The organism is Thauera phenylacetica B4P (assembly GCF_000310225.1).
GTDB lineage: Bacteria > Pseudomonadota > Gammaproteobacteria > Burkholderiales > Rhodocyclaceae > Thauera > Thauera phenylacetica.
In genome coordinates this window covers 1-12,292 of record NZ_AMXF01000120.1, presented here as the reverse complement: position 1 = coordinate 12,292, position 12,292 = coordinate 1, and the positions used below count along the sequence as shown (strand labels likewise).

Below are 12,292 nucleotides of genomic sequence, written 5' to 3'. Positions count from 1 at the left end.
CGGCCGGCGACGGGGCGGCCGGCTGTCCCGCGACCGCGGCGCGCAAGGCATCGAGCAGGTCGGGCGCCGCCGGACCGGGCCGGCTGCCGCGGCCGAGGTCGACGAACATGTCGCGCACCGCGCCGGTCGCCGACAGGATCACGTCCATGCGCTCGGGCGTGACCTCGAGCTCGTGCTTGCGCAGGCGGTCGAAGAGGCTCTCGGTGAGGTGGCACAGCGTGACCAGCTCGGCGGCGCCGAGGAAGCCCGCGCCGCCCTTGATGGTGTGGAAGCCACGGAAGATGTCGTTGAGCAGGCCGGGGTCGTCCGGGCTGTGCTCGAGCTCGACGAGCTTGTTGTCGACGTCGGACAGCAGGTCGCCGGCTTCGACGAGGAAGTCCTGCAGCAGATCCTCCATCCCGGCAAAATCACTCACGGCTTGCTCCTGGTTGCGGTGCCGCCCCACGCGGGGAACGCACCGGTTCGCGCGGGGCCCGGCCCCGCGCCTTGATCAGAATCCGAGGCGCTCGAGCAGCTCGTCGACCTGGGCCTGGTCCTGCACCACGTCGCTGCGCCCGCCGGCGTCGATGACCGGGCCGTTGAGCAGCCCGGTGGCCTGCTCGGCCTCCAGCGCCTGCGCCGGCGCGGCCTCGATCAGCACCTGCAGCAGCTGGGTCTCGAGCGTGCGGGTGAGCTCGACCAGGCGCTTGATCACCTGCCCGGTGAGGTCCTGGAAGTCCTGCGCCATCATGATCTCGTGCAGCTGTGCCCCGGTGCCGCGCGCGCCCTCGCCCACCGCGCCGAGGAAGGCGCGCGTGTCGGCGGAGAGTTCGCGGAAGGCCTCCGGGCTCAGGCGGCCGGCGTAGAGCTCGTCCCAGCGCGCGCACAGCGCGTCGGCGCCGCTCGCGAGCTCGGCCTGGATCGGCGCCGCCACGTCGGTGGCGTTGAGCACCCGGCTGGCGGCCTGCTCGGTGGTGCGGGCGACGTAGGCGAGGCGCTGGCGCGCGTCGGGCACGGCCTCGGCCGCGCGGTGCAGGGTGGTGTCGAGGCCGAGCTCGCGCAGGGCGTCGTGCACCTGGCGGGCGAGCTGGCCGAGGCGGTTGTACACCACGCCCTCGCTGGCCGCCGCGACGGACTCCCCGCCTCCGCCCGCCGGCTCCGCGGCCTGCTCGGCGACCGCGTCGAAGAGCGCCTGCAGCTCGTCGTTGTCCCCGGACTCGTCGACCGGCAGGATCGATGCCGCCGGCTCGGCGCCGCCGCCCGCCGCGGCGAAGGGGTCGGCGGCGATGCTGTCGAAGAGGGCCTGCAGTTCGTCCGAATCGCCCATCGGGTCCACCTTGGACTTCTTGCTCATATCCATGCTCCGTGTGCGCTGCGGCGGCGGCTTACGCCCGGCCGCGGCCCATCTTCTCGAAAATCTTGTCCAGCTTCTCGGCCAGGGTCGCCGCGGTGAAGGGCTTGACCACGTAGCCGCTGGCGCCCGCCTGTGCGGCGGCGATGATGTTTTCCTTCTTGGCCTCGGCGGTGATCATGAGCACCGGCAGGTGCTTGAGCTCGGGCGTGCGGCGGATGCTCTGCAGCAGCGTCAGGCCGTCCATGTTCGGCATGTTCCAGTCGGTGACGACGAAGTCGTAAGGGCTGGACTTGAGCTTCTGCAGCGCCACCGCGCCGTCCTCGGCCTCGTCGACGTTGGCGAAGCCGAGCTCCTTCAAGAGGTTGCGCACGATGCGGCGCATGGTCGAGAAATCGTCGACGACGAGGAAGCGGGTCTTGGGGTCGGACATGGGGGGTCTCCGGGTTCTTTGCCTGTTCGGTCAGGAGGTCCGACGCGCCCGTTGCAGCATCGGGCGGATGGTGTCGGCCAGCACTTCGGCGTCGAATTTTGCCACGTACGCGTCCACCCCGACCCGGGTGCCCATGGCGCGGTTGGCCTCGGACGACAGCGAGGAGTGCATGACCACGGGGATGCCGGCGAAGCGCGCGTCGCTCTTGATGCGGCGCGTCAGCACGTAGCCGTCCATCTCGGGCATCTCGGCGTCGAGCATGATGAGGTCGATCTCGTCGATCAGCCGGCGCCCGGTGTTCTCGGCGTGGGCGGCCAGGCTGTCGAGCCGGTTCCACGCCTCCATGCCGTTGGTCGCGTGCTTGTGGCGCACGCCCAGGCGGTCGAGCACCTCGGTGATCTTGCGCCGCGCCACCATGGAGTCGTCGACGAAGAACACGTTCACCTCGTGGCCGTGGCCGATCGGCGCGATGTCGCCGACCACGGCCTCGCCGAAGGTGTCGGCGAGGATGGACTCGACGTCGAGGATCGACACCAGGCGGCCGTCGTCGAGCTCGGTGATCGCGGTGATGAAGCCCTGCGTGCCGGTCGACACGTTCTCGGGGGCGCGCACGCGCTCCCAGTCGACACGGACGATGCGGTCCACCGAGTCAACCAGGAAGCCGAGCGTGCGCTTGCTGTACTCGGTGACCATCATCGCCTCGCCGAGCGACGCCCCCGCGGGAGTCAGGCCGAGGATGACGCCGAGCGAGAGCACCGGGATGACGTTGCCACGCAGCGAGATCAGGCCCTCGACGCCGGGCGGCATGTTGGGCGTGCGGGTGATGAAGGGCGTGCGCGAGACCTCGCGCACCTTGAAGACGTTGATGCCGAAGTGCTCGCCGGTGCCGAGCGAGAACAGCAGGATCTCCATGCGGTTCGAGCCGGCCAGCGTGGCGCGGCCGTCGACCGCGTCGAACAGGGCGGATTCTTCGTGGCGGTTGTGTTCCATGGCGGTTCCTCAGCGTCCGCTCGCGGGCTCGGCCATGCCGAGCAGCCGGGTCAGCACCTGGGACAGGCGCTGCGGTTCGAACTTGGACACGTATTCATCCACCCCGACCGAGAGGCCGAGCTGATGGTTCGAGCTGCCCGACAGCGACGAGTGCATGATCACCGGGATGCCGGCGAAGCGGCGGTCGGCCTTGATCTGGCGGGTGAGCATGAAGCCGTCCATCTCGGGCATCTCGACGTCGGTCAGCACCAGGCTGACGAAGTCGGCCACCTTGCGGCCGGAGGCCTCGGCGCGCGCGGCCACGCGGGTGAGCTCTTCCCAGGCCTGGCGGCCGTTGACCGCGCCGACGTGGCGCACGCCCATGGCGTCCAGGGTCTGGGAGATCTGCTTGCGCGCCACCGAGGAGTCGTCGGCGAAATACACCACGTGCGCGTCGGCGCCCGGCAGCGGCGAGATGTCGCGGAACAGGAAGGCATCGTCGTAGCGCGAGGTCTCGGAGAGCACGCGCTCGACGTCGAGCATCATCACCAGGCGGCCGTCGGCGAGCGAGGTCACCGCGGTGACCAGCCCGCCCAGGCGCGCGGTGAGCATCTCCGGCGGCACCCGCATCTGCGACCAGTCCAGGCGCAGGATGGTGTCGACGCCCTCGACCAGGAAGCCCTGGGTGTGGCCGTTGTACTCGGTGACGATCATGATCTCGCGCGCGGCGTCGTCGCCGACGCCGACGTAGCGGCCGAGATCGACCACCGGGACGAGCGCGCCGCGCAGGCTCACCATGCCCTGCACCGCGTCGGGCATGTCCGGCGCGGCGGTGATGGTCGGCCGGCGCATCACCTCGCGCACCTTGAAGACGTTGATGCCGTAGGTCTCGCGGCAGCCGCTGCGCGCGTCCACGCCGAGCGTAAACAGCAGGATCTCGAGCTTGTTGGTGCCGGCGAGCCGGGTACGGGCGTCGATGTTCTTCAGCAGTTCGGACATGGCTGCAGCCTTGGGTTCAATTGGGCGCCGGGACAATCCCCGGACCTCCCCTCATATCGGCCGGATTGCGCCCGACTTGAGCACCGCCCGGCGGCGGCGAGGCGCCGGGCGCCTGCTGGCTACGCATCGCCTCCTCCGCCGCGCGGTTGAGCACCACGATGCTGATGCGCCGGTTCGCCGGGTCGAGCGGATCGTCCGGGTTCAGGTGCGCGGTGTCGGCGAGGCCGACGACGCGCAGCATCTTGCCCGCCTCCAGCCCGCCCGCCACCAGCTCGCGGCGCGCGGCGTTGGCGCGGTTCGAGGACAGCTCCCAGTTCGAGAAGCCACGCTCGCCGCCGGCGTACTGCGCGGAGTCGGTGTGGCCGGACATGCTGACGCGGTTGTCGACGTCGTTGAGCGCGGCGGCGATCTCGCGCAGCAGCTCGCGGGTGTAGGGGCGCAGGTCGGCGCTCGCCGAGGTGAACATCGGCCGGTTCTGCGCGTCGACCAGCTGTATTCGCAGCCCCTCGCTGACGATGTCGATGAGGAGCTGGTTCTTGAACTGGCGCAGCGAGGGGTTGGCCTCGATGACCGCCTCGAGCTTGCCCTTGAGGTCGATCAGGCGCGCACGCTCGCGGCGCTCGGCGATCGCCTGCGCGGCGATCTCGGCCTCGCTCTTGACCCGCGCAGGCGCGGCGTCGAGGTTGATCGCGCGCGTGCTCGGCGTATCGCCGCGCCGCACCTGGCCGACCTTGCGCGACAGGTCCTCGCCGCCGCCCTTGATGATGCTGGAGCTGTCGCCGGTGCCCTCGCCGCCCTGCATCGCCAGCTTGAGCGGGTTCTGGAAGTAATCGGCGATGCCCTCGAGGTCGCCCTGCGCAGTCGAGCCGAGCAGCCACATCAGCAGGAAGAAGGCCATCATCGCGGTCACGAAGTCCGCGTAGGCGATCTTCCACGCGCCACCGTGGTGGCCGCCGCCGCCCTTCTTGATGCGCTTGACGACGATCGGTTGCTGGGTGTCGTCGCTCATCGCGCGCTCCCCGGCAGGCCGGCGGCGCGCTCAGGCGCGCTGCGGCAAATGGTCTGGCAAGAGACGGACATGCGGCTCAGCCCTTGCGGTTCTTGATTTCCTGCTCGAGCTCGGAGAAGCCCGGGCGGTCGGTCGAGTACAGCACCTTGCGGCCGAACTCCACCGCGACCTGCGGCGCGTAGCCGTTCATGCTCGCCAGCAGCACGACCTTGATCACCTGGTAGATCTTGCCGCTCTCCTCGACCTTCTGCTCGAGCTGGCTGGCGATCGGCGCCACGAAGCCGTACGAGACCAGGATGCCGAGGAAGGTGCCGACGAGTGCGCCGCCGATCATCTTGCCCAGCACCGCCGGCGGCTGGCCCACCGAGCCCATCACGTTCACCACCCCCATCACCGCCACCACGATGCCGAAGGCGGGCACCGCGTCGGCGACCTTGGAGACCACGTGCGGCGCCTGGTGCGCCTCCTGGTGGTGGGTCTCGATCTCCATGTCCATCAGGTTCTCGATCTCGAAGGCGTTGAGGTTGCCGCCCACCATCATGCGCAGGTAGTCGGTCATGAACTCGACCGCGTGGTGGTCGGCGGCGACGCTCGGATACTTGGAGAAGATCGGGCTGGAGTCGGGGTTCTCGATGTCGTTCTCGATCGACATCAGGCCTTCCTTGCGCACCTTGGCGAGGATCTCGAACAGCAGCGCGAGCAGATCGACGTAGAGCGCCTTGTTGTACTTCGAGCCCTTCACCGCCAGCGACAGCGAGCCGAGCGTGCCCTTGAGCGCCTTGGGGCCGTTGCCGGCGACGAAGCCGCCGATCATCAGGCCGAAGATCGCGAGGTACTCCATGGGCACCCAGAGCGCGGCCAGGCTGCCGTGCACCGCGTAGGTGCCGAGCGAGGCGGCGAGGATGATGACGTAGCCGATGATCAGGAACACGGGGAAACTCCGGAGCGTTTCGCTGCGCCACGCGCATGCGGGCGCGGCTCTCGCAGGGGATAACGGCGGCAGGGGGAGGAACTTGAACGTGCGACGGAACAACGCCGCGGGACGTCCGGATGCGACATGGGCCGCCTGTTTCCAGCGCGGCCCATGCGGGATCGTGCATGCGGGCCGGGCGGCCCGCCGGTGTCAGGCGACGACCGCCTTGCGGCTCGACGCGCTGGCGGCCTTGCGCGTGGGCGCGACCGCCTTGCGGGTGGTGGTCTTGCGGCGCGCGGAGCCGGCACGCGAGGGCATGTTGCACAGGCCGCACACGTAGTCGTGCACCGGGTCGTGGGCGTGGACGACGAACTCGCCGCCGCAGCGGGTGCACGCGGCCATCTGCAGCAGGTCGGCGTCGAAGAAGCGCACCAGCGTCCACGCGCGGGTGAGGCTCAGCGCCGGCTCGATCACGCCGGCCTCGATGTGGTCGAGGTAGAGGTGGTAGGACTTGAGGATCGCGTCCAGCCCCTGCACGCCGGCCGGGCCGGTGAAGTAGCGGTAGAGGTTCATGAACAGCGAGGAATGCACGTTCGGCTGCCAGGTCATGAACCAGTCGGTGGAGAACGGCAGCATGCCCTTCGGGGGCGAGGCGCCGCGCACCTCCTTGTAGATCTTGAGCAGCTTCTCGCGGCTCAGCCGGGTCTCGACCTCGAGCATCTGCATGCGCGCGCCGAGCTGCACCATCTCGACCGCACGGCGCACGTCATCGGCTTCTTCGATCACACTCTTGTTCTTCATTCGCGACTCCTCAGCGCGCATCGGCCGCCGCCTTGCCGGCGGCGAGGATCGCCGCATGCAGGCCCGCGCTGGCGGCATCCCGCCCCTCGCCCGCCATCAGCCGCGCCAGCTGGGCGTCATCGAAGCGGAAGCAGGGCAGCAGCGTCGGACTGGACGCCATCCGGACCAGCTTGGCCGCCGACATCGACTCGATCAGGTGCGCGAACGCCTCGTCGATGCCGAGCCGGAACAGCGCGGTCGCGCGGTCGTTGCGCAGCATCTGCTGCGCCAGCATCAGGTAGGCGAGGTTGAGTTCGCGGATTTCTTCCTGGAAGTCGGGGCGATCCATGGTTTTCCATCCCGCACGGGGATCAACGACTGCAACTTAAAGTAGTTTCTCAAGAGCGGCAAGCTGCAGGTGCCGGCTCCGTGCAGCATTTCACGCACAAGGTGTCGTCCCCGAGCAACACATGCCGGGAGGGCGGCGGCCGCGCCCCGCCGGCATTCAGCCCGCGCCGGATTCGAGCTGGAGCGCGGAGAGGCAGTTGCGGCCGCGCTGCTTGGCACGGTAGACGCCGTCGTCCGCGCACTTGATCAGCGCATCGACGTTGTCCATGTCTGGCACGCGCATCGCCACCCCGAGGCTGGCGGTGAGAAAGATCCGCGGGCCGCCGGTCTCCACCGGGCGGGCCTCCACGGCCACGCGCAGGCGCTCGGCGACCAGCATCGCCGCCCTCAGGTCGGTGTCGGGACACAGCACGAGGAACTCGTCGCCGCCGGTGCGGCAGATCAGGTCCTGGGTGCGCAGCGCCCCGCGCAGGGTCTCCGCGGCCTGGCGCAGCGCCATGTCGCCGACGTCGTGGCCGTGGGTGTCGTTGATCGCCTTGAAGCCGTCCAGGTCGACGATCATGACCGAGAAGGCACGGCTGTGCCGCGTCGCCGTGGCCCACTCGGCCTGCATCGCCTCGATCGCCTGGCGGCGGTTGGGCAGGCCGGTGAGCGGATCGGTCAGGGCGGCCTCCTGCAGGCGGCGGTTCGAGATCGACAGCTCGGCGGCAAAGTTGCGCAGCTCCTCGCGCTCGTGCTCGAGCTCCTGCTGCAGCACCAGCATGCGCAGGCAGGCACGCAGGCGCACCGTCAGCGCCGCGCGCTGCAGCGGGCGGACGAGGAAGTCGTCGGCACCGGCGCTGGAGGCGGCCAGCACGGGCGCCTCGTCCTCGTCATCCAGCATGCAGATGACGTAGACGCCCCGGCCGAGGCGCATGTCGCGCAGGCCGCGCACCACGCGCTCGCCCTCGTCCGACCAGTCCGCCACCACCAGCTGCGGCTGAATGTCGAGCGCAGCCTCGAGCGCGGCGTCCGCCCCCGCGGTGACGAAGGCGGCCACCCCGGCAGCCTCGAACTCCTTGCGCAGCAGTTCGCGATCGTCCCGTGCGCCCGCCACGACCAGCGCCCGCATCGGCTGCGGACCGTCGCCCTCGGCGACCACCCGCGCGGGCTCGCCGGCGGCCTCGGCCGCCGCGTTGCCCACCTCGACGAAGCGGGGCGCATCCTCGGTGCGGATCTGCAGCAGCTTGCCCCACTCCGCCCAGTCGCGCCCGACGCGCTCGCACAGCGAGACGAACTCGCCGCGCCCGAGGCCGAGGCGGCCGGCCAGGCGCAGCATCGGCGCCATCAGGCGCACGTGCTCGGGCTCGGGCGCGAGGCAGAGCTGGGCCACCGCGCGTGCCAGCACGAGGCACTGCACGATGCCGGCCTCGCGCGACTCCTCGCCGTAGCCCGCCAGCTCGGGCTGCTCGTGGAAGCGCACCGGCTGCACCAGCGCATCGGGCACGCCCCAGTCGGCGAGCATGGCGGCGCCGAGCTCGCGGTGGTTCATCGCGAAGGCCTGGTCCTCGAGCACCACCTGCTGCAGGCCGTGGTCGCGCTTGAGCTCGGCGAGCAGGCGGGAGAAGGCCTCGGGATAGAGGGTCGCCAGCGAGAGCTCGCCCACCCGCGCGAGCAGGCCGAGGCTGAAGGCCTCGTCCGGCGCGACCACACGCACGCGCTGGGTGAGCGCCTGCATCGAGATCGCCATCAGCAGCGCGGAGGACCAGAAGCGCGGGTAATCGAAGCCCTGGCAGGTGCCCTTGCGGTAGGTCGACAGCAGCGAGAAGCCCAGCGCCAGCGTGCGCACGGCGGGCAGGCCGAGCACCATCAGCGCCTCCTGCACCGACACGATCGCGCGCCGGTTCTCGGCGATCAGGCCATTGGCCGCCTTGATCAGGCGTCCGACGAAGGCAGGGTCGCCCTTGATCACGCGACCGAGCTCGGCGAGCGAGACGTCCGGCGACTGCGTCAGCCGGATGATCGCGAGCGCCACGCCGCGCGGCGAAGGCAGATCCCCCGCGGCCTTGAGCTGCGCATATCGCTTCATGTCGATCGGTTGCGGCATTCCTTCCTCACTCGTCGCGTTCGCTCTCGCACCTGCCGAAACATTTTGGCACAGAGGCATCATGAACGGCAGTTTGGCCTCGTTCTTTAGCCCTTGCGGCCGGAGGACGGGTCAAAGCGCGCTAGAATCGCCGAAAACTCCTGTCCGCGACCATGAAATACTGCTCGAACTGCGGCGCCACCGTCGCCTTCCGCATCCCGCCCGGAGACAGCCTTCCCCGCCATGTCTGCGAGCAGTGCGGCACCATCCACTACCAGAACCCCAAGCTGGTGGTGGGCGCGCTGGCCGAGTGGGAGGACCGCATCCTGCTGTGCCGGCGCGCGATCGAGCCGCGCCACGGCATGTGGACCCTGCCCGCCGGCTTCATGGAGAATGAGGAGACCACCGCCCAGGCCGCCGCGCGCGAGACGCTGGAGGAGGCCTGCGCGCGCATCGAGGTCGGCGAGCTGTATACCGTGATCGACGTCCCGCACATCAGCCAGGTGCACATCATCTATCGCGCCCGCCTGCTCGACCTCGACTTCCGCCCCGGCGAGGAGTCGCTGGAGGTGGCGCTGCTGCGCGAGGACGAGATCCCCTGGGACCGCATCGCCTTCCGCTCGATCGCGATCAGCCTGCGCCACTTCTTCGAGGACCGCCGCAGCGGCCGCTTCCAGCTCCACACCGCCAGCCTCGCCCCGCCGCCACCCGAGTGGCGCTGAGCCGGGCAGGCCTGACCGATACATGCGCGCGCATCAGGGTTGATGCGGGGCTCGGGCGAGGAGGATAATCCCGCAATTCCCTTCCGCGCGCGGATCATGACCAGCTACATCTTCGTCGTCATCGGCGCCGTCCTGGTGAACAACGTCGTCCTCGTCCGCATCCTCGGGCTGTGCCCGTTCATGGGCGTGTCGAAAAAGCTCGAGACCGCCATCGGCATGGGCGCGGCCACGACCTTCGTGCTCACCGTCGGCGCCGGCACCAGTTACCTGATCGATCACTACCTGCTGCAGCCCTTCGATCTCGGCTACCTGCGCACGCTGGCCTTCATCGTCGTGATCGCGGCGATCGTCCAGCTCACCGAACTCATCATCCAGAAGACCAGCCCGCTGCTGCACCAGGTGCTAGGCATCTACCTGCCGCTCATCACCACCAACTGCGCGGTGCTCGGCGTGCCCCTGCTCAACGTCGGCATGAAGCACGATCTGCTCGAGTCCCTGCTGTTCGGCTTCGGCTCCTCGCTCGGCTTCACGCTCGCGCTGGTGCTGTTCGCCGGCATCCGCGAGCGCCTGGACGGCGCCGACGTGCCGATCGCCTTCCGGGGCACCGCGATCGCGATGATCACCGCCGGTTTCATGAGCCTCGCGTTCATGGGCTTCGCCGGCCTCGACCGCTTCCACTGAGGCCCGCGCCACCATGTTCACCGCGATTCTCGTGATGGCCGGCATCGCCATCGTGCTCGGCCTCACCCTGGGTTACGCCGCGATCCGCTTCAAGGTCGAGGGCGACCCGCTGGTCGAGAAGATCGACGCCATCCTGCCGCAGACCCAGTGCGGCCAGTGCGGCTTCCCCGGCTGCAAGCCCTACGCCGAGGCGATCGCCAACGGCGAGGCCGACATCAACCAGTGCCCGCCCGGCGGCGAGGAGGGCGTGCGCAAGCTCGCCGACCTGCTCGGGCGCGAGTTCAAGCCGCTCTCGGAAGAGCACGGCGTCGAGAAGCCGAAGTCGGTCGCGGTGATCGACGAGCAGGTGTGCATCGGCTGCACGCTGTGCATCCAGGCCTGTCCGGTGGATGCGATCGTGGGCGCGGCCAAGCAGATGCACACCGTGGTCGAGCCGCTGTGCACCGGCTGCGAGCTTTGCGTGGCGCCCTGCCCGGTCGACTGTATCGCCATGGTGCCGGTGGCCGAGACCGTGCAGACCTGGAAATGGAAGTACCCCGTGGTCGAAATCAGGAAGGCAGCATGATCGGGCGTCTGTTCAAGTTCCACGGCGGCATCAAGCCCGACGCACACAAGAACGAATCCGCCGGCGTCGCGATCCGCAAGGCGCCCTTGCCGCCGCGGCTGGTCGTGCCCCTGCGCCAGAGCGCGCGCGCAGGCGCGAGCTGCATCGTCGCGGTCGGCCAGAAGGTGCTCAAGGGCGAGCGCATCGGCGAGCCCGAGGGCTTCCTCGGCACCGCGGTGCACGCGCCCACCTCGGGCACCGTCACCGCGATCGACTCCTGTCCGATGGCCCACCCCTCCGGCCTGGACACGCCCTGCGTCGTCATCGAGCCCGACGGCGAGGAGCGCTGGATCGAGCACGCCACGCCCTTCGATTACCACAACGCCACCCGCGAGCAGGCCCTGGCCTGGCTGCGCGACTGCGGCATCGTCGGCCTGGGCGGCGCGACCTTCCCGAGCCACGTCAAGCTCGGCCGCGGCAGCGGCATCGAGACGCTGATCCTCAACGGCGCCGAGTGCGAGCCCTGGATCACCTGCGACGACCGCCTGATGCGCGAGCGCGCCGCCGACATCCTCGCCGGCGCCAACATCCTGCGCGAGCTCATCGGCGCACGCGAGCTCATCGTCGGCGTCGAGGACAACAAGCCCGAGGCGGTCGCCGCGATGCAGGCCGCCGCGGCCGGGACCGCCGCCCGCGTCGTCGCGGTGCCGGCGCTCTACCCCGCCGGCGGCGAGAAGCAGCTCATCCGCGTGCTCACCGGCGTCGAGATCCCCTACGGCAAGCTCGGCGCCGACTACGGCGTGCAGTGCTTCAACGTCGGCACCGCGCACGCGGTGTACCGCGCCTTCATCCACGGCGAGCCGCTGATCAGCCGCATCGTCACGCTCACCGGCAACTGCGAGACCCCAGGCAACTGGGAGGTGGCGATCGGCACCCCGGTCGAGGACCTGCTCGCGCTCGCCCGCCCGAAGGCCGACACCGACCGCTACCTCATGGGCGGCCCGATGATGGGCTTCGCGATGCCGCGCCTGGACGTCCCGGTGGTCAAGGGCACCAACTGCATCATCTCGGCCTCGCCGCGCCTGTTCCCGCCGGCGCCGCCCGAGCTGCCCTGCATCCGCTGCACCGAGTGCGCCAAGGCCTGCCCGGTCGAGCTGCAGCCTTTCGAGCTGTACTGGTTCAGCCGCTCGAAGAATTTCGGCAAGGCGCAGGAGTACCACCTCTTCGACTGCATCGAGTGCGGCTGCTGCAGCTACGTGTGCCCGGCGCACATCCCGCTGGTGGACTACTTCCGCTTCTCCAAGAGCGAGATCTGGGCGCGCGAGCGCGAGAAGACGGCCGCCGACCAGGCGCGCGAGCGCTTCGAGTTCCGCAACTACCGCCAGGAGCGCGAGAAGGCCGAGAAAGCCGCCAAGCTCGCCGCCAAGGCCGCCGAGACGCGCGCCAAGCTGGCCGAGGCCGGCGCCGCCGAAGCGCCCGCGGCGGCCGAGGCCCCCGCC

14 protein-coding genes are annotated in these 12,292 nt (G+C 69.9%); 4 read left to right on the top strand and 10 right to left on the bottom strand.

Translation table 11 applies throughout. The features are described from left to right. The 10 genes from C667_RS14455 to C667_RS14410 form a co-directional block, all read right to left on the bottom strand. Nucleotides 1-415, bottom strand: a 415-nt coding sequence (locus C667_RS14455) for an Hpt domain-containing protein (RefSeq protein ID WP_211207715.1), incomplete at its 3' end; no start/stop codon positions are given. Between the two features lie 75 nt (nt 416-490). Then, the gene (gene cheZ, locus C667_RS14450) at nt 491-1,333 is read right to left on the bottom strand and encodes a protein phosphatase CheZ (RefSeq protein ID WP_004367049.1); all 843 of its coding nucleotides are present in this window, start codon (nt 1,331-1,333) and stop codon (nt 491-493) included. A gap of 31 nt (nt 1,334-1,364) precedes the next feature. Next, complete coding sequence (cheY, locus tag C667_RS14445) at nt 1,365-1,763, bottom strand: chemotaxis response regulator CheY (RefSeq protein ID WP_004367047.1); 399 nt, start codon at nt 1,761-1,763, stop codon at nt 1,365-1,367. Nucleotides 1,764-1,793: 30 nt separating this feature from the next. Further along, entirely contained in the window at nt 1,794-2,753 is a 960-nt protein-coding gene (locus C667_RS14440; RefSeq protein ID WP_004367045.1) for a chemotaxis protein, read from the bottom strand. A 9-nt stretch (nt 2,754-2,762) separates the two neighbouring features. Beyond that, a complete protein-coding gene (locus C667_RS14435; protein WP_004367043.1) occupies nt 2,763-3,731 on the bottom strand; it encodes a chemotaxis protein in 969 nt (322 codons plus the stop codon). A gap of 16 nt (nt 3,732-3,747) precedes the next feature. Beyond that, nucleotides 3,748-4,740, bottom strand: a complete 993-nt coding sequence (motB, locus tag C667_RS14430; protein ID WP_004367041.1) for a flagellar motor protein MotB — start codon at nt 4,738-4,740, stop codon at nt 3,748-3,750. Nucleotides 4,741-4,816: 76 nt separating this feature from the next. Further along, nucleotides 4,817-5,671, bottom strand: coding sequence for a flagellar motor stator protein MotA (gene motA / locus C667_RS14425; RefSeq protein ID WP_004367039.1), 855 nt, complete (start codon nt 5,669-5,671; stop codon nt 4,817-4,819). 192 nt (nt 5,672-5,863) lie between these two features. After that, nucleotides 5,864-6,454 (bottom strand): flagellar transcriptional regulator FlhC, encoded by a 591-nt coding sequence (gene flhC, locus C667_RS14420; RefSeq protein WP_004367038.1) that lies wholly within the window; start codon nt 6,452-6,454, stop codon nt 5,864-5,866. A 10-nt stretch (nt 6,455-6,464) separates the two neighbouring features. Continuing rightward, nucleotides 6,465-6,782: a flagellar transcriptional regulator FlhD gene (gene flhD / locus C667_RS14415; RefSeq protein WP_004367035.1), complete on the bottom strand. Its 318-nt coding sequence runs from the start codon at nt 6,780-6,782 to the stop codon at nt 6,465-6,467. A gap of 156 nt (nt 6,783-6,938) precedes the next feature. Then, nucleotides 6,939-8,867, bottom strand: coding sequence for a GGDEF domain-containing response regulator (locus C667_RS14410; RefSeq protein ID WP_004367032.1), 1,929 nt, complete (start codon nt 8,865-8,867; stop codon nt 6,939-6,941). Between the two features lie 152 nt (nt 8,868-9,019). Between C667_RS14410 and C667_RS14405 the strand changes: the two genes are divergently transcribed. From C667_RS14405 to rsxC, 4 genes are all read left to right on the top strand, one after another. Continuing rightward, entirely contained in the window at nt 9,020-9,568 is a 549-nt protein-coding gene (locus C667_RS14405) for an NUDIX hydrolase (RefSeq protein WP_004367030.1), read from the top strand. A 96-nt stretch (nt 9,569-9,664) separates the two neighbouring features. Continuing rightward, a complete protein-coding gene (gene rsxA, locus C667_RS14400; RefSeq protein ID WP_004367029.1) occupies nt 9,665-10,249 on the top strand; it encodes an electron transport complex subunit RsxA in 585 nt (194 codons plus the stop codon). Nucleotides 10,250-10,262: 13 nt separating this feature from the next. Next, nucleotides 10,263-10,814 carry an electron transport complex subunit RsxB gene (gene rsxB / locus C667_RS14395; protein ID WP_004367027.1) on the top strand — a complete coding sequence of 184 codons (552 nt, stop codon included), beginning with the start codon at nt 10,263-10,265 and terminating at the stop codon, nt 10,812-10,814. Then, nucleotides 10,811-12,292 (top strand): electron transport complex subunit RsxC (rsxC, locus tag C667_RS14390; RefSeq protein WP_004367024.1); only part of this gene is annotated, 1,482 nt, incomplete at its 3' end. The genes rsxB and rsxC, both read left to right, overlap by 4 nt.

Bases quoted from the DNA above. Each gene is read 5' to 3' on its own strand.
- flhC (WP_004367038.1), bottom strand. From the start codon at position 6,454: ATGAAGAACAAGAGTGTGATCGAAGAAGCCGATGACGTGCGCCGTGCG.
- motB (WP_004367041.1), bottom strand. From the start codon at position 4,740: ATGAGCGACGACACCCAGCAACCGATCGTCGTCAAGCGCATCAAGAAG.
- cheY (WP_004367047.1), bottom strand. From the start codon at position 1,763: ATGTCCGACCCCAAGACCCGCTTCCTCGTCGTCGACGATTTCTCGACC.
- C667_RS14440 (WP_004367045.1), bottom strand. From the start codon at position 2,753: ATGGAACACAACCGCCACGAAGAATCCGCCCTGTTCGACGCGGTCGAC.
- C667_RS14435 (WP_004367043.1), bottom strand. From the start codon at position 3,731: ATGTCCGAACTGCTGAAGAACATCGACGCCCGTACCCGGCTCGCCGGC.
- flhD (WP_004367035.1), bottom strand. From the start codon at position 6,782: ATGGATCGCCCCGACTTCCAGGAAGAAATCCGCGAACTCAACCTCGCC.
- C667_RS14410 (WP_004367032.1), bottom strand. From the start codon at position 8,867: ATGCCGCAACCGATCGACATGAAGCGATATGCGCAGCTCAAGGCCGCG.
- C667_RS14405 (WP_004367030.1), top strand. From the start codon at position 9,020: ATGAAATACTGCTCGAACTGCGGCGCCACCGTCGCCTTCCGCATCCCG.
- rsxB (WP_004367027.1), top strand. From the start codon at position 10,263: ATGTTCACCGCGATTCTCGTGATGGCCGGCATCGCCATCGTGCTCGGC.
- cheZ (WP_004367049.1), bottom strand. From the start codon at position 1,333: ATGAGCAAGAAGTCCAAGGTGGACCCGATGGGCGATTCGGACGAACTG.
- rsxA (WP_004367029.1), top strand. From the start codon at position 9,665: ATGACCAGCTACATCTTCGTCGTCATCGGCGCCGTCCTGGTGAACAAC.